The organism is Natribacillus halophilus (assembly GCF_900100185.1).
Lineage (GTDB): Bacteria > Bacillota > Bacilli > Bacillales > Marinococcaceae > Natribacillus > Natribacillus halophilus.
Window position 1 is genome coordinate 145,840 of record NZ_FNEN01000006.1, and the last position, 17,020, is coordinate 162,859.

18 protein-coding genes are annotated in these 17,020 nt (G+C 45.8%); 9 read left to right on the forward strand and 9 right to left on the reverse strand.

Annotation, left to right across the window (positions count from 1 at the left end; all coding sequences use genetic code 11):
* Positions 1–16 precede the first annotated feature (16 nt).
* The 5 genes from BLS58_RS09080 to BLS58_RS09105 all read left to right on the forward strand — a co-directional run bounded on the left by BLS58_RS09080 (position 17) and on the right by BLS58_RS09105 (position 5,970).
* The gene (locus BLS58_RS09080; protein WP_090398157.1) at positions 17–652 is read left to right on the forward strand and encodes an HD domain-containing protein; all 636 of its coding nucleotides are present in this window, start codon (positions 17–19) and stop codon (positions 650–652) included.
* 170 nt (positions 653–822) lie between these two features.
* Positions 823–1,206 carry a hypothetical protein gene (locus tag BLS58_RS09090; protein ID WP_143018893.1) on the forward strand — a complete coding sequence of 128 codons (384 nt, stop codon included), beginning with the start codon at positions 823–825 and terminating at the stop codon, positions 1,204–1,206.
* Positions 1,207–1,353: 147 nt separating this feature from the next.
* Positions 1,354–1,872 carry a small multi-drug export protein gene (locus tag BLS58_RS09095; protein WP_176764685.1) on the forward strand — a complete coding sequence of 173 codons (519 nt, stop codon included), beginning with the start codon at positions 1,354–1,356 and terminating at the stop codon, positions 1,870–1,872.
* A gap of 100 nt (positions 1,873–1,972) precedes the next feature.
* Complete coding sequence (locus BLS58_RS09100; RefSeq protein ID WP_176764686.1) at positions 1,973–5,086, forward strand: efflux RND transporter permease subunit; 3,114 nt, start codon at positions 1,973–1,975, stop codon at positions 5,084–5,086.
* Positions 5,087–5,202: 116 nt separating this feature from the next.
* Positions 5,203–5,970, forward strand: coding sequence for an MFS transporter (locus BLS58_RS09105; protein ID WP_245723115.1), 768 nt, complete (start codon positions 5,203–5,205; stop codon positions 5,968–5,970).
* Between the two features lie 26 nt (positions 5,971–5,996).
* Here the strand turns inward: BLS58_RS09105 and ytvI are convergent, their stop codons facing one another.
* The 4 genes from ytvI to BLS58_RS09125 form a co-directional block, all read right to left on the reverse strand.
* Positions 5,997–7,052 carry a sporulation integral membrane protein YtvI gene (gene ytvI, locus BLS58_RS09110; RefSeq protein ID WP_090398166.1) on the reverse strand — a complete coding sequence of 352 codons (1,056 nt, stop codon included), beginning with the start codon at positions 7,050–7,052 and terminating at the stop codon, positions 5,997–5,999.
* A 147-nt stretch (positions 7,053–7,199) separates the two neighbouring features.
* A complete protein-coding gene (locus BLS58_RS09115; RefSeq protein WP_090398169.1) occupies positions 7,200–7,388 on the reverse strand; it encodes a hypothetical protein in 189 nt (62 codons plus the stop codon).
* Positions 7,389–7,885: 497 nt separating this feature from the next.
* Positions 7,886–9,079, reverse strand: a complete 1,194-nt coding sequence (locus BLS58_RS09120) for an aminotransferase (protein WP_090398171.1) — start codon at positions 9,077–9,079, stop codon at positions 7,886–7,888.
* Positions 9,076–9,573, reverse strand: coding sequence for an Lrp/AsnC family transcriptional regulator (locus BLS58_RS09125; protein ID WP_245723116.1), 498 nt, complete (start codon positions 9,571–9,573; stop codon positions 9,076–9,078). The genes BLS58_RS09120 and BLS58_RS09125 overlap by 4 nt, the downstream gene beginning before the upstream one ends.
* 95 nt (positions 9,574–9,668) lie before the next feature.
* Between BLS58_RS09125 and BLS58_RS09130 the strand changes: the two genes are divergently transcribed.
* The gene (locus BLS58_RS09130) at positions 9,669–10,283 is read left to right on the forward strand and encodes a cysteine hydrolase family protein (RefSeq protein ID WP_090398173.1); all 615 of its coding nucleotides are present in this window, start codon (positions 9,669–9,671) and stop codon (positions 10,281–10,283) included.
* A 30-nt stretch (positions 10,284–10,313) separates the two neighbouring features.
* Here the strand turns inward: BLS58_RS09130 and BLS58_RS09135 are convergent, their stop codons facing one another.
* Together BLS58_RS09135 and BLS58_RS09140 are read right to left on the reverse strand one after the other, a co-directional pair.
* Positions 10,314–10,787, reverse strand: a complete 474-nt coding sequence (locus BLS58_RS09135) for an S-ribosylhomocysteine lyase (RefSeq protein WP_090398175.1) — start codon at positions 10,785–10,787, stop codon at positions 10,314–10,316.
* A 158-nt stretch (positions 10,788–10,945) separates the two neighbouring features.
* Positions 10,946–11,689, reverse strand: coding sequence for a glycerophosphodiester phosphodiesterase (locus tag BLS58_RS09140; RefSeq protein ID WP_176764687.1), 744 nt, complete (start codon positions 11,687–11,689; stop codon positions 10,946–10,948).
* Positions 11,690–11,940: 251 nt separating this feature from the next.
* Here BLS58_RS09140 and BLS58_RS09145 point away from each other — a divergent pair, with 251 nt between their 5' ends.
* Positions 11,941–13,137, forward strand: coding sequence for an MFS transporter (locus BLS58_RS09145; protein ID WP_090398179.1), 1,197 nt, complete (start codon positions 11,941–11,943; stop codon positions 13,135–13,137).
* A gap of 90 nt (positions 13,138–13,227) precedes the next feature.
* Entirely contained in the window at positions 13,228–13,818 is a 591-nt protein-coding gene (locus BLS58_RS09150) for a biotin transporter BioY (RefSeq protein ID WP_090398181.1), read from the forward strand.
* A gap of 119 nt (positions 13,819–13,937) precedes the next feature.
* Here the strand turns inward: BLS58_RS09150 and BLS58_RS09155 are convergent, their stop codons facing one another.
* From BLS58_RS09155 to BLS58_RS09165, 3 genes are all read right to left on the reverse strand, one after another.
* A complete protein-coding gene (locus tag BLS58_RS09155) occupies positions 13,938–14,588 on the reverse strand; it encodes a 3D domain-containing protein (RefSeq protein WP_090398183.1) in 651 nt (216 codons plus the stop codon).
* A 219-nt stretch (positions 14,589–14,807) separates the two neighbouring features.
* Positions 14,808–15,128 carry a YuiB family protein gene (locus tag BLS58_RS09160; protein WP_090398218.1) on the reverse strand — a complete coding sequence of 107 codons (321 nt, stop codon included), beginning with the start codon at positions 15,126–15,128 and terminating at the stop codon, positions 14,808–14,810.
* Between the two features lie 99 nt (positions 15,129–15,227).
* The gene (locus BLS58_RS09165; protein WP_090398185.1) at positions 15,228–16,427 is read right to left on the reverse strand and encodes an NAD(P)/FAD-dependent oxidoreductase; all 1,200 of its coding nucleotides are present in this window, start codon (positions 16,425–16,427) and stop codon (positions 15,228–15,230) included.
* A gap of 251 nt (positions 16,428–16,678) precedes the next feature.
* Here BLS58_RS09165 and BLS58_RS09170 point away from each other — a divergent pair.
* Positions 16,679–17,020: NAD(P)/FAD-dependent oxidoreductase (locus tag BLS58_RS09170; protein WP_143018894.1), on the forward strand; the 342-nt coding region annotated here is incomplete at its 3' end.

The window sequence follows — 17,020 nt, forward strand, 5'->3', positions numbered from 1 at the left end:
TGGAGGAGGTTTTTTCATGCGGCAAATAGCAGGTATTCAAATTCCGGATTCACAATTGGCGAAAGATGCAGCCGATATTTTACGCGAGTATGGGAATGAACTGTTGTGGAATCACTCCAATCGCGTCTTTCTATTCGGGGCCGTCAACGGGCAAAAGGCTCAGCAAAAGTATGATTTGGAATTGCTGTACGTCAGCGCGTTATTCCATGATTTAGGTTTAACGAAAGAATATAATAGTCCGGATTTACGCTTTGAAGTTGATGGTGCGAATGCAGCGAGAAGTTTTTTGCAGCAGTATCAAATTCCACATGAGTCCACTCAACTTGTGTGGGATGCAATTGCGTTACATACAACGCCGGGCGTTGCGGAGCATAAAGAGTCTGAAGTAGCGCTCCTCTTTTCCGGTGTTGGCTTGGATGTCATGGGAGATGGCTTCGATCAATTCCCTGAAGACTTACGTGAGGAAATTATTACAAATTTCCCGCGGAACAATTTCAAACAGGAGATTATACCTGCGTTTTATGAAGGCTTTAAGCATAAGCCGGAGACGACTTTTGGCAATATGAAAGAAGATGTCGTTCAACATTTCAGACCGGATTATAGAAATAAAAATTTCTGTGAATGTATTTTACATTCACCATGGTCAGAGTAGAACCCTATATTCCCGTTATATAGGGTTATTTTGATATTAAACAAGGAGTCTGTAAGCATGTCATTATCGATGCAAACATCTGCCGTCCTTAACGGCGATGATCTCCTGTTGCCGGACATTAACCTCACGGTTGAGAAAGGCGAGCCTGCAGTCATTCAAGGTGATATCGAATGGCTCGAATCGTTCCACTCTTTGCTTTTAACAGAACAGGATTCAAAGAACCTGTTTGTCTTATCCCCATTCTCCTGATTATGCTTTCCATAGGAACCATTATAGCTTCCTATGCCAATGATAAAATGGAAGCCGCCATATGGGAAACGCCAATCTTCATCATTCTTATTACCATGGAAATAATTCGTGAGTCTCTGTTCAATAATGAATGGTCAACATTCTCGGCTATGCTTCCCAATTACCAATACTATCAAGGTTTAACCCTCATCACTGACCAGCCAATGGAAGCGTTCTTGTCTTCTTTTTTCTATTTCTTTATCTGCGCCGCGGTCTTTATTTTTCTAGCCGCCTTCGTTCTTAATAGGCGCCAACAATCTTTTTAGCCTTACCAATTCACGGTGAGGCTTTCTCTTTTTATGGGTGCTGTCCCTCCAATAAACTCCTTTTTCCCTCCTTCTATGCTCTTTTTAAAGCAGGAACCGCAAATTTTCTCTACACTTATAAACAAAACTTGTAAGGAGAGTTGGCGTATGTGGCAAGAAATGGTACAAGATTTCCTCATTCAATTATCTGAAATGAACGCTTTTTTGCAGTACTTAGGTGTTTTTGCGATAGGTTTCATCCCACCTCTGGAATCATTTGGCGGAGCTGCCGCCGGAGCTACTGTCGGTATGCCGTTTATCTCTACAGCTCTCATTAGCATAATCGGAAACTGGATTTCAATGATGCTCCTTATTTTACCGTTTAATGCTTTGCTAACGAAGATCCGCAATCGGAAATCGAAAAAAGACGGGCTTATACAAAAGGGATCAAACAAAGCGAGAGAACAGTATGACAAATATGGTGTGCCAGGCGTTGCGATCATCTCTCCCTTGGTTCCCTCTTCAGGTCATATTGCTGCCTTCGCCTCACTATCTGCAGGAGCAAGCAAAAAAAGAGTCATAGTATGGCATACCATAAGTATGGTTATTTGGGGCGTACTTGGTATAGCATTTGGCGTTTATTTAAACTATGGGATCATGCAAGCTGGAGCTTTGGCGATTATTTAAATTATTCTTAATAAATTCTCCGGAGAGTATTGATTTTAACGTTACGTCATGTATTATGGTGTTTGGTGAAGGAATAATTTTCTGCAAATGGAGTGAGGAAATGAACTGGTTACGGTTGTTATTGAAACGAAAGTTAATCGTTGGTCTGTTGTCCATCTTTGTTTTATTGTTTGGTCTTTATGCCAGCAGTGATCTCGACATGGAAATGATGCCGGGTATGACAATGGATATGGGGATGGTGCAAATTGATGCGGGCGAACTGAATACGCTCGATATGGAAGAGACCGTCATCAATCCTGTTGAGGACCGCCTGGAAGACATTGAGCATGTCGATACATATGAAACAACCATTACCCTCGGCAACGGTTCGATCATGATCATGTTTGAAGAGGGTGAAGGGGATGATGCCTTCGCCGACGTAGAAGCGGCCATGAATGAAATGGAAAACGAAATATCCGACATCGATCATGTTTTTTCCATGCAAGCTTCCATGAATCCGCCTTATGAACTGAATTATGATTTATACGGCGCGGACAGTGAGGAATTGGCGTATGTATCCGAGGAAGTCATTCAACCTCGGCTCGAGTCGCTTACTGAGGTTAGAGAAGTAGATGTGGCCGCGGAAGATAGTGAAGAGCTTAACATTGAGTTGGACCATGAACAATTGCAGGAAGATGGAGTTGATCCCCAACACATCGCCCAACTTTTCCAGGAGGAAAACGAGAACAGGGCCATCGGGGAATTATCGGAAGAAGAGGATGAACCCCGGTTAAGATGGGACGGCACGATGCTTAGCGTGGAAGATATCGAAGATATGCAGATATCAACCCCTAATGGGCCTGAACCATTGGAAGAGTATGCGTCTATTGAGATGGCCCAGGCGGATACAACCACGACAGCGTGGAAAAACGGAGAGGACGACTACGTATTTTTACAAATCGGACGTTCCGACGATGTCACCGAGGTTGAAATGACAGAAGCGGTGCGTGCCGAAGTTGAGGATATAAAAGCAGAGGGGCTGCCGGAAGACGTCGAGCTCGAGGAGATGTTGGCGACGGCCGATTATATCACCAATGACCTCCGCGACATTCAGACGAATGTGTTATACGGCGGGCTTCTGGCGCTAGTGGTATTATTTACTTTTCTAAGAAGCTTTCGCGCCACGGCGATTGTGGGCATTTCTATTCCCCTGTCTCTATTGCTTACATTTTCGCTGATGTGGTTCATGGACTACAGTATCAACGTGATGACACTCCTCGCCCTCGGATTGGGTATCGCGATGATGGTGGATGCCTCGATCGTCATTCTGGAGTCCATTTATCGCAAATTACAACAGGGCCTCCCCAAATTTGAGGCCGTAATTCAAGGGACAAAAGAAGTATCGACCGCTGTGCTTGCTTCGATGCTGACGACGGTTGTCGTTTTCCTGCCGATCGGTATTTTAAGCGGGGACGTGGGAGAATTCATCATGATGTTGGCCATGGTCATCATTATCACACTCGTCAGTTCCGTGTTAATATCCTTTACCGTCATTCCTGTATTGTCAGAGAAGTGGATCAGGATGAAAGAATCCAAAGTTCACAAAAAGGAAAACGCGATCTTACGAGGTTATGGCCGTTTCGTCGGTTGGATGTCATGGAAAAAATGGCGTAGATGGCTGGTGTCTACCGGATTCGCGTTTCTGTTTTTCTTATCCCTTTTTCTGATTGCCTTTGTGCCCATGAGCATGATGCCGGATGTATTGGAGCGACAAGCCGAACTCATGGTGGATTTGGAAAACCATACCGATGATGAGGAAAAAGAATCCATTGCCGATGCCATGCATGAACGCTTATCCGATACAACCGATGTCGCCGATTATACAGTTATGACAGAAGAAGATATGATGTTTGCTTTCATAAACATGACACCTGAAGAAGAAGCCAGCCTGCCTCAAGCGCAGGTGAACACGGAGATCATGAACAATTTGGAAGCACTGGAAGAGGATTATCCGATCGAAAATGTCGCTATGTCCATGGAAGCCGGGGAAATGGGGAACCCGGTAGAAATCATTGTACAAGGAGACAGCCTGGATGAACTTCGTGAGATTGCCGAGGATATGGAAACCGGACTGGAAAATATCGAAGGCATCACGGGTATTCACCATTCCATGGGCGATATGGAAACGGAACAAGAGTTTGTGATTGATGAAGAGGGAGTTGAAGACGCAGGTTTAACGACAGGTCAGGTTCGTGAACAAATAGAAGCTGCTTTCATGAATGAGCAGATCGATGAAATGGCCTTGGATGGCCGTGATTATCCCGTCTTTATGAGCTCGGATCTGGAAGTGGGCAGCCAGGATGAACTTGAGGATTTGGATATTGAAATTCCACCGGAAGAAGAAACCCTTATGCCGGGTGAAGAATCGGAAGAAGCTGACACGATGGATTTGGCGGAATTTGTGGACCTGGAAACAACTGAGGCCCCGCAAGAACTGGAACATGAAGATGGCGAGCGGATCGTGAAAGTTATGGCCAGCCTGGAAGACCGTGATCTCGGTTCCGTTAATGCCGACGTTCAGGAGATGATTGCCGGCTATGACTTTGATGACGGCTATACGGCCGGATTTGGTGGGCAGATGGAACAACAGCAAGAAATGATGATGGAAATGATGTACATTTTCTTAATCTCCATCTTTCTCGTATATGTGGTGATGGCGATCCAATTTAACCATTTGATCCATCCTCTCGTGATCATGTCCGTGATCCCGATGACAATTGTGGGAGTTATTCTTGGTCTGTTGATCACGCAGCAGGAATTAAATCCGATTTCTGCGATGGGTGCGCTGATTCTCGTAGGGATTGTCCTCAATAACGCCATTTTGCTGGTTGACCGTACGAAACAATTGCGGAAACAAGGTTGGGATCGTGGCAACGCTTTACAGGAAGCCGGCAAAAATCGTATGCGCCCGATCTTTATGACGACGTTAACTACCGTTGCCGGTATGCTTCCTCTAGCGTTGGCTACCGGAAGCGCCAGTAATTACCAGGCACCGATGGCGACAGTGATCATATTCGGATTGTTATTCGCGACATTTATTACGCTACTCCTTGTCCCTTCCGTATATATGATCATGGAAGATATATTGGGTTGGCCTAAACGGTATTTAAAAAAGCGCCGTAAAAAGAAAGCGGACAAAACAGGCAGTGAAATATCTACGGAGAAGAGCCAATAAGTGCCAATTATGTTATTTGCATTTCATTTTAAAAGGGTCTAGACATCCCCCTGGATATGCTGTAAGATGCTTTCTCGTGATTCTAAAAAACTGAGGAAGCAAAGGGGTGTTTGACCATGATGCGCTTAACCTTTTCCAGAAAAACGATTTTAACCATTTTTATGCTTGGAACATTTGCCGTTGGCATGACCGAATACGTCGTCACAGGTTTGCTCACGCAATTTGCGGAAGATCTGAACGTCGATGTATCAACGACGGGGTTGCTGTTAACGGTTTATGCGATTAGTGTGGCGGTCTTCGGTCCGCTCCTTCGCATCATAACGATCCGATTTTCACCAAAGCCATTGCTCATTGGACTCATGGCTATGTTTATTGGCAGTAACATCATGGTCGCGACGGCCCCAAATTTTGACGTTTTGTTGCTGTCAAGATTGACTTCGGCGGCCATGCATGCCCCCTTCTTTGGTTTATGTATGTCTCTGGCCGTGAATATGTCTACCCCCGACAAACGGACAGGAGCCATTGCCATGGTCCAGGGCGGCCTTACAATTGCCGTAATGCTCGGGGTTCCGTTTGGTTCTTTTCTCGGTGGTATGCTTGACTGGAGGTTCGTATTCTGGTTTATGGCCATGCTTGGTCTTATAACCTTAATCGGCATTGCGATCGTCACCCCAAACGCGAAACCGTCCGAAGCTCCGAAATTGAAACAAGAAATGGGGATCCTGAAAAATAAAAACGTCCTTATGGTTATCGCAGTCATTGTGTTTGGATTTTCCGGTGTGTTCACGGCTTATACGTTCAAGGAACCGATGATTTCAGGAGCCAGAGAGTACAGTATAAAATATTTTTACAGCCCGGTTGATAAAGCGCTAACCCTTCAATGAGAAGGGTTAGCGCTCAACTTTGTCGTCTAAATCTTGAAATCCATTTTTATAATGCCGGCTTCTTTGGCAGACAAAAAAGCAATGAGCAATAATGGGCCAAGAACAAAGCCGATCACGCCGAATACCATCAAACCGAGATACAGGGAAATCAATGTGGCAAGCGGAGATAATCCTATACGAGTGCCCATTACTTTTGGTTCTATTGTCCTTCTAATCGTCAAGAGGACCGCAGCTAATATTAACAGCTGTGTGCCCAATACAACATCGCCGGCAATGAATTGGAATAATCCCCAGGGAGCCAATATTGCAACCGAACCAATGATAGGGATAAGGTCAATGAGCCAAATAATAAGCGACATAATCAACGCCACTTCAGGTGTAATCCAATAAAGACTAACAAGGGTAACGGCCAAAATAATAAGACTCACCAAAAATTGCGCTTTGATAAAACCGAAAATGACATTGGAAAAACGCAAGGCCATAAAGTTTACTTTTTCTTGTGTTTCATCCTTTAAATATGAATAAAACATCTTTTTCAAGCGTGGCATATCCAGTAAAAACAAAAACAAGGCGATCACATAGACGATGATGGATACGAAATAGCCCGGAATACTTGATATAAATGCCGTAATTTGCCCAAGAATGTTTACATTGCTGACACTTGCCCCCAGTTCACTTAATAAGCTTCTCACTTCCCGGTTAATGACTTGGCCAAATTCGGCAGGAAGGTTTTCGTTATCCTCTAGAAAATTTTGAAAGTCAATCAACGCATTGTTTATTTCATTGATGTAGCGGGGGATATTCTCCACAAATTGTATACCCTGGGTCACTATAGCTGCGGTGATAAAGTATGTAGATGCTCCTAAAATAACCAAAAACAAACTAAACACTGTAATGACAGAAAGATGCCTCGGAAATCTCGCCCGGCGAATCAGAAACTTAACGGCCGGTGACAATAACAGCGCTGTAAAAAAAGCTGTAATAATCGGCAGGGAAACCGGTAATACGAAATATCCAGCTACGATAAGCAGGATGACAACGATAACAATAGTGATGTTTCGTTTAGTAATAAATTTTGTCACGAATATGCCTCTTCCCAAATATATTTTCTTTTTCCATTCTAACATGTTTCGTTTTTTTCGTATCATATTTTGAATTTACTGCCACTCAGTAGAATGATCATTTGAAGTCCTTGACCCTACACCAGGCCAAGGACTTCATGAATGTCATTAATCACGGTTTTTCATGAACATCGCAATCAGAATAATTAACCCGATACAAATGAAACTTGCATACGAAAAAAAGTCAGGTAAATTGAGTTCAGGCCAAGTGTCGATGTTCTCTTGTATGCCATTATAGATAAAAAGCGCCTGAATGATCGATAAAATAATCATCATTAGCGCGAGAAAATGTCTCATTTAACCTTTTTTAGCTCCCACGGTTCCGTCAAAGTCCAAATATATTCGCGGATATCCGAGGGAACGGAGATCGCGATCTTTATGACACTTGAATCGCGTTGTTATACCCCAAAGGCAGGGTATCTCACTCCAAGAGGGACAAGAAGCACGTTGTTATACCCCAAAAGCAGGGCATCTCACTCCGAGAGGGACAAGAACCGCGTTGTTATACCCCAAAGGCAGGGCATCTCACTCCGAGAGGGACAAGAAGCACGTTGTCATCCTTCGAACGACGGGGATCGACCAATCCGAGAGGGCGATGTGATCTCCCTCGGGCTCGTCTTAGAAAGGCGATTTTTATTTCCTTTAAAAATCGTTTTACTTTGACTTTACCTTGTTTTAGCTCAGGATAAGGAAGTGGTTTATACTTTCTTACCTGCTAAAAAAAGCGCCTTCCCTAAGGAAGATCGCGTTTTTAAAGGAGGACACATCGCACTCATGTGTCCTCCTTTAGACTTTCATTTACCATGACGACTGACAAAGGCTTCCATGCGTGCGAAAGCCGTTTGCAAGGAATCCAGGGACGTTGCGTAAGAACAACGGACGTGGCCTTCGCCGCCTTTTCCGAATACGGATCCGGGGACAACCGCGACTTTTTCCTCGATGAGCAATTGTTCGGCAAATGTCTCATCATCCATGCCCGTGGCTTCCACGGAAGGAAACGCATAAAAAGATCCCCCCGGAAGGTGACAATTAAGTCCGGCCTCATTTAACGCGTGCACGGTATAATTACGGCGGGCACGATAGCTGTTTGTCATTTTCTCAACCGCCTCCCGGCCGTTTCGCAATGCTTCCAGTGCGCCGTGTTGAGCTTGTGTTGGGGCGCACATCAGCGCATACTGATGAATTTTTAACATCGCTTGTGCGATATCGGCGGGCGCGCAGACGAAACCGAGCCGCCAGCCTGTCATCGCAAATGCTTTGGAAAAGCCGGAAATCAGCACAGTCCGATCATGCATGCGCTCAAGGGCCGAAAAAGCCGTATGGGGGATATCATAACTGAGCTCCGCGTAAATTTCATCGGAAAATATGAGCAAGTCATAGGCTTCCGCAACTTCTGCAATCGCCTCGAGTTCCCGTTTGCTCATGACCGCTCCGGTAGGATTGTTCGGAAAAGACAGCACGATCGCCCGGCTGCGTTCGGTAATGGCTGCTTCGAGGCGTTCTTTCGTCAGTTTAAAATCGGTAGAAGCGTCTGTCTTTACCGGCACAGGCACCGCGCCCGAAAGGGTGACGAGCGGTTCATAAGAAACGAAAGCAGGTGTGGCCACCAGCACCTCATCGCCCGGATCGATCGTTGCCCGCACAGCAAGATCGATCGCTTCACTGGCTCCTACCGTCACGATCACTTCCTGTTCCGGATCGTAAGACACCTGAAAGCGTTCATCCATATAATCCGTAATCGCCTGCCGGAGCTCCGGCATACCGGCATTGGAAGTATATGACGTATACCCTTGCTCCAGGGAGGCCATACAAGCTTCCCGCACATTCCACGGGGTCACAAAATCGGGCTCGCCAACCCCCAATGATATACAATCTTCCATGGTTGAGGCCAGGTCAAAAAAGCGGCGAATACCGGACGGTTCAATATTGGAAACCGTTTTTGAGAGACGCTTTTTGCGAGTGGTCGTGTGTAATGAACTTTGCGTCATGGCGACACCACCATGCGACGGTCTTTTTCATCCTGATTAAAAACGACACCGTCATGTTTATATTTTTTCAACCGAAAGTGGGTCGTCGTCGACAATACCGCATCCAATGTCGATAGCTTATTGGAGACGAAACGAGCGACCCCATCCATCGTCTGGCCTTCAACGACGACAGAAAGATCATACGTCCCCGACATCAAGTATAGCGCACTCACTTCGGGGAAACGCTGAATACGTGCAGCCACTTCATCGAAACCGACATCACGCTGAGGCGTTACTTTTACATCGATCATGGCAGCAATGGTTTCTTCTTTAGTTACCTTACTCCAGTCAACAATCGCGGTATAGCTCAAAATAACCTGTTCATCTTCAAGTTTTTGCATACACACTTTTACATCTTCTTCACTTTCGTCCAACATCTTCGCGAGTACTTCCGTCTCCACACGGCCATTATGCTCGAGGATACGGATGAGCTCTATTTCTTTGTCGCTGGTCACTGCAACTCCCCCAGTTTAAAAATGCCTAAATCTTATATTATCGTAATGCAAAACTATACATCATGTTCCATTTTAGCATAAAAGCGGGTGAAAAAATGAGAGGATACATAAATCAATATCACAAGGAACAAACCATTGCCCTCTTGATCATTGATATGATTAATGATCTGGAGTTTGAAAATGGGAAAAAACTATATAAACCGATGCGAGAAGCTGCAAGTCAAATCGCTACCCTCAAAGCGTACGCGAAATCCTATTATATCCCGGTCATTTACGTCAACGACAACTACGGGTATTGGCAGAGTGACTTCCGGCAAATCGTCGATCACTGCCTTTATGAAGAGGTCCGCGGACAGGAAATAGCGCATATGCTTAAGCCGCTTGAAGAAGATTATTTTGTGTTGAAGCCCCAGTTTTCCGGTTTTTTTTATACACCGCTCGACCTTCTGTTGCGCTACCTGAATGTACGGACGTTGATTTTAACCGGTGCGTCCGGCAATATGTGTGTCCACTTCACGGCCAACGATGCCTACATGCGCGGGTATAAAGTCATCGTCCCCCGTGATTGCACCGCTTCTGTCGACGAAAAAGAAAATAAAAAAGCATTGTATATGATGGAAAATGTTCTGAGGATAAACACCGCGCCGGTCGCTGATTTATCCATTCGCAACCTTATTACCGAGGCGCAGGCTTATTATGAGGAGACGTGAAAACCGGGACGATAGTGCGCCCCGGATTTTTTAATATACTTCTTCCAAATCTTTTTGATTCTGGTTTAACCAATACCGCATCCATGTCTTTGCCTCTTCCAGATCGTGAAGCCTGGCCTGTCCGCACTGTTCTTCGGTAGCCGCCGGTACATAGTCGTATTCCAGACCGGCGTTTAACGTCTTTTCCAGAATGTCGATGATTTCGGACACTTCGGCAGATCCATTGACGATTAGATAGAAGCCGGTCTGGCATCCCATCGGGGAAAGATCAATCACTTCAAAGTGATCGTAAGCCTCTGCATACTCGCGAATATTAAGCGCGAGCAAATGCTCGAGTGTATGAATGACCGGCGGGGTCATATTCGTCACATTCGGTTGGGCAAAACGGAGATCGAATTTATGAACGATGCCGTCGCTGCCGACCTTTTGTGTACCGGCTTGGCGAACGTACGGCGCTTTGACGATGGTATGGTCAAGTTCGAAACTTTCAACACGTGCACTCATGGTTAGATCCCTCCGTTGTATTTGCTCGTATTTTTATCATATTCACAGGAGAGGGGATTACTTTTTTCGTGTAATCAAATGGATAATGTCAAAGTACGCGGGGTGCCACCGCCTCATCCTGCTTACGTAGCTCATATTGATTATATCATATCTATGATTCACAAAGATAATCTATCGCGGCCCTTTATAACCTCCATCGCTTCCACGATATCATCCGTAATCAATCCGTTCGCTCCCTTGGCGAGCACTTTTTCCATTCTCCTTTTATCATTGACCGTCCAGACATAGACAGGCAAGTTGAGGCGCTGCATGCGTTTGATAAACCCGAGGCGCAACAGGTGATAGTGAGGGCAGACGGCATCTGCATTTATCTTTTTCAATCTTGATTCGGGATAGAAATCCTGTATATAGGCGTGCAGGCGAAATCTTTGCTGAAACAATCGTCGACCAAGCAACAGACCGGTTTTGATGGCAGCATCATGCAGTTTAATTTTTCTTAGCACCGAGTCGTGAAAAGAGGTGATGAGCACTTCATTGCTCATCCCGGTCGCATTCACTTCCTCGACGACTTGTTTCTCCAGCCCTTTCGCTTTTATTTCGATGTCCAACCGCAAATTTCCCTTACATAATCGAAGGACTTCTTCCAACAGGGGAAGTTCCCAACCAATCATGCGCGCGTATTGCTGTAGGCTCGCATAGTTCATTTTCTTAACAGCGGACCCATCCAGTTTCCCGTCGTGAAAACAAATTAAATAGCCATCAGCGGTGCGACGAACGTCCGTTTCGATAAAATCGGCATCGAGGGCAACAGCTCTTTCAAACGCTTTGACGGTATTTTCAACCATATCAACACCCGTGACCCCACGGTGGGCAATGACGAGGGCATCCCGTTCTGTATTCATGTTCTGCTGTTCATCCCCCTTTCCCATCCTTCGGCAAGCATTCAGTCGAATTTTTCGGCCGCGAAGAGCAATCTGGCAATGCGAGTCATTGGCGTCTTTTTTTGCCCGGAAATTCGAATTTAATAAGATTGACTGAAAATGGTTTTCACTATATATTTAGAGAAGCGATATTTAGAGAAGCGAAATAATTTACCTGTCCACAAATTTTTGAAGGTGATTGTATTAAACCTGAAAAAAGAAATTTACTGATCATGTGGTTTGCCAACATGCTCGTCGCCGGAAGCATGACGATGGTCTTGCCTTTTTTGTCGTTATATATTGAATCGTTTGGTCACTACTCTCCGGCAGAAGTCCAACGTTGGTCAGGCATAGTCTTTGGCGTTTCTTTCCTTGTCGCATTCTTCGTTTCCCCGATCTGGGGGCGTATCGGCGATCGTTTCGGGCGCAAAATAATATTAATCGGCACAGGGTTCGGCATCGCCCTTTCCGTATTTCTTATGGGTTACGTCGAATCCGTGGCCGCTCTTTTTGTGTTGCGGGCATTTATGGGGCTTGCCACCGGATTCATCCCTGCTTCCATGGCCCTCATATCTGCACAAAGCGATAAACGGACGGCCGGAGAAAAGCTTGGCACGTTACAGATGGGGACCGTTTCCGGGGGCTTGATGGGACCTTTGTTCGGCGGCGTCATCGCCGATACGGTCGGCATGGACCTTACGTTTATCCTGACCGCTCTCGTCCTTTCACTAGCGACATTGCTCGTTATTTTTGGCGTGAAAGAAGTCATTTTCCAGGAAAAAGACGAGCAGCAACGCTCCTATCACTGGAAAGAAGTCATCCGCCATATTGTCACGAATCCACTATTAATCATGGTAATGGCCGTAGCGCTTATCGTGCAAATGGTAAACTTCAGCGTGCAACCATTGCTCGCTCTCTATGTAGGGGAGCTTACCTCCGCTGAAAACATGGCCTTTCTGGCGGGGATGGCCTTCTCCGTTACCGGCCTCGGCAACTTGCTGGCCACTCGCAAATGGGGACAAATCGGGGATCGCGTCGGTCATGAAAAAATCTTGCTGCTTCTGCTCGTGCTTTCCGGCTTGTTTTTCATTCCCCAGGCGTTTGTCACCGAACTTTGGCAACTGGTGCTGCTTCGCTTTTTGTATGGCATTCAAGTAGGTGGGTTGATCCCATGTACAACAGCCTACATTCGCCAAGCCGCCCCGGTGGCTATGCAGGGAGAAGTGCTTGGGTACAATCAAAGCTTTCGATTTCTTGGCAATGTGATCGGTCCTGTATCCGGTGGCATTATCGCGAGCAGTTTCGGAATTCCCTCTGTATTTATTTTCGCAGGCCTTCTTTTGATCATCACCGCCGTTATCGTGAGAATCATGCTCAGTCACAGAGCTCGGCAACAGGCCAATAAATATGAACGTACGCAAACGATTTAAGTGCGTTTAATGTCAACTAAATTTAAATTTTGGTTGACATTTTTTATTTACCTGTTTACAATTTCATAAACAGAGAGAGGAGAGCTACATATGAAATCATTCGATATCGTTATTATCGCTATGTTTGTCGCTTTAATGGGTGTGGCAGCGAATATCACGGTTATCTTTCCATTCCTTGTCATTGCCGGGATCCCTTTAACGTTTCAACCATTCATCGCGGTTTTGGCCGGCGCCATTCTCGGCAGCAAAAAAGGCGCGCTCGCTATGGTCGTTTATACGATTGTCGGGTTATTCGGTGCCCCGGTTTTCGCGCAGCTTCAAGGCGGCCCTGGAATTTTCGTTCGTCCGACTTTCGGTTTTATTCTTTCTTTTATTGTCGTGGCTTTTGTTGTCGGAAAAATCATCGAAAAGTCACGAGATCCCCAGTTAGCCACTTATTGTATCGCCGGGATCGTCGGCTTGGCTTTTAACTACTTGATCGGAACCAATTGGGTGTATGGCGCCTATGTATTCGGCTTCGATGCGCCTGACCAGTTTACATATACTATCGTCTGGCTGGGGATGCTTCCGCTTTTCATTAAAGATATCGCATTTACCATCGCGGCCGGCATCATCGCACACAAACTACCCGAGTTCGTGAAACGGCCGGTCGTCGGAACACGCGTACAGGGGGGTTCTTAACACGCGGGAACACTTCGATCGTACCTCTCAAAATGAGTACTGCTTTTGGGGCATGAACTTGCACGGCAGTGATATTCTTATGGATGAAAACCCACCCCCTGCTCGCTTGTTTATGTCCTCTAGTACACCAATACCCTTTGGTCATTCAGGGATATTAGTTCTTCCTCGCTAATCTCACCGCTTCCTTTTTTCACTATGTATATCTCAACGTCTCTTTTGCCCCACTCATCATAGACTTCATCGATGGTATCGAAGTATAAGTCGATCTTCGATCCTTGTATGGCTGCACCGGTATCGGCCACAACACCGTATCCGTAACCCGGAATAAATAAAACCGTACCGAGAGGAAAAAAATCCGGATCAGCTGCAATCGTAGAGTAAACATCACGATGAACGGGAATACCCGAATAGGTGATGCCGTAAGCCGGATCACCCGGGGCTTTTCCCGTCGACTCTGCATTGGCGGTATAACCGGTTGCCGTTACGGTTTCAACCGGATATTGCGACCAGTTGATTTCTTCTTCGAGCGCTGAAACTGTCTCAGCCACTGAAGCGCTTGCCGCTTCCGCGTGGGGAGCCGCTTTCATCGCTGAAACGCCTAACTCTTCACGAAGGGAAGGGGCTGCATGTATATCGTCTGGATGATCATAATCGCTACCGAGGATTTCACTCACTGGCACTTGGCTCAACGTCGTCCACGTTACATATAACGCCGCCAGAAATAACACCGTCATAATGACTCTTCTTGAAATTTTGAGCCCTTTTGACATGCTCTCACCCTCTTTCACTCCTGAAAGCATACCCGCGGAGAGAGATTGATATACGTAAAATATTGGATGAGCTGGTTGAATCAATCAGTGATAAAAATAAAGAAAACTTGGCTTATCGCCAAGCCTGGCGAAAGCCTTAGTTGCACTTATGCAGGATAAGAAAGTGGTTTATACTTTCTTACCTGCTAAAAAAACCGTGCCATAAGCACGATTTCTCACTTAAAACATTTGATACCCGCGCACCCGAAGCATGCGTACCGATATTCCTGCGATGATCGAACCGATTAAACCCGATGCCAGGATCGCCAAATCGGCCAATTGTAGCGCTGCCAAGCTCGGTCCAATCGTAGAAAATGATTCTGCCGGGTTCGTGAAATACTCTGTAAGCGCAGCCGGATTAACGATCCATACCACGATTAACGGATAAATAATAGCCATAATCCACGTTGAACGCAAAACCATATTAAGTAAAAATCCAATGCCGAAGAAAAGGATTAGAAACAACATTATGGAAATGATCAATTGCGGAAGACTCGTAATACCCAAAACCGCTCACCTCCGTATCAAAACAAGTTTACAAAAGGAAACCCCGAGCGTCAATTAAGAGGTGAGCGATGCCAAGCGATGGGCTTTTAAAACTTAGATTGGATTGCGACCTTTTGTTAATACGAGAGGTAGTCCACCTAGTCTCATGAGATTACGGTTATCGCCCATGTGTTTCATAAAGAAGGCTTTACGTCCGAACAGCTTTCGTTTTTTGACCGTTCCCATCGCTTCTTTTCCACCGAGAGATGCCAGCGTCCCGAGGATTTCCGGCTTAAATGCTGTGGGTGTACCGCCCATGATCATGCTTGCCACATTTTCAGCCGCTTTCACCCCCTGCTGCGAGGCAATTTGTGCGGTTGGCGGGAAAGGACGCTCGGTTTCTTCATCAATGATTAAAGAGCAATCGCCAACGATAAAGACGTCCTCATGGCCGGGCGCGCGCAAATCCGGTTCTACTTTTACCCGGGCGCGGTTCGCTTCGATGCCTGCATCTTCGATAATCGGGTTTCCGCGCACACCTGTCGCCCAGACGATGGTGTTGGCAGAAATTTCTTCCCCATCTTTTAAAATAACTCTTCCTTCCTGGACTTCGCTGATCGGCTTATTGATTTTGAATTCCACGCCACGTTGTTCCAATAAGTTCATAGCGTATTCCACAAGCTCAGGATCAAATCCCGGCAGAGCGGATGGCGCTGCTTCAATGACATACATCCGAATCTTCTCGCGCGGAACATCATAATGTTCACATAACTCCGGCACCCTATCGGTCAGCTCCCCGATAAATTCAATACCTGTAAAACCGGCACCGGCAACAATGAAGGTAAGCTCATCCTGGTTCTCCTGGTTTTGGTACTGGGCAAATTGAAGTTCAATCTGATCCTTTAGTTCACGAGCACCGTCCAACGTCCATTTATGATAAGAGTGCTCGTACACACCCTCGATGCCGAACGTCTCCCCAATAGCTCCGAGTCCGATGATGAGATAATCATAAAAAAGATCGTCGCCATCTTTAAGGATGACTTTTTTCTCTTCTGTTCTCACGTGTTGGACGGTATCCTGGACTATATTAATCCTTGCCGGATTTAACACTTTGCGTATTTCCACACGTGCCTTGTCATGGTGCATCGTTCCTGCAGCCGGTTCATGCAGCCACGTCGTTTGATAATGGTAATCATGCTTGTTCACGAGCGTTACATTTGCCCGATCTGTCCCAACATTTTTTTGTAATTGTTTCGCGGCCATCATACCCGCATAGCCTGCACCCAAAATAACTATCCTCGGTTTTGCTGCCATTATAGTCACATCCTTTGCCAATCATCGTTTTGTGAGCCATTTCACGTATGTATCCAAAAATAATGTTGATAAATAGTCATTATTTCTTGATTCTATTATAACTTTATTTAATATACGATTTCAAGCACGGTCCACGCCACTGCGCAAGCATCATTTCTATGCTAATTCAATTATTTTCTTTTCGGGAAAACCGTGTGTTATAATACTCCTGTTATATAAAAGACATCTATCAGGTGTGGAGGTGCTGATTCGTGGAAGATACATCCGTAGATCTTTACGATATAACGATTATCGGCGGGGGACCTGCAGGATTGTTTACCGCTTTCTACGGGGGAATGCGCCAGGCAAAAGTGAAGATTATCGAAAGCATGCCCCAGCTGGGCGGACAACTTTCTGCTCTTTATCCCGAGAAGTATATATACGATGTGGCGGGCTTTCCGAAAGTTCGCGCTCAAGACCTTGTCAACGAGTTGGTTGAGCAGATGCAAATGTTCGAACAAACCGTTGTCCTTGATCAATCTGTAGAAACGGTCAATAAGCTGAACGACGAGACATTTCGAATTGAAACGGATAAAGACGTCCATTACTCACGA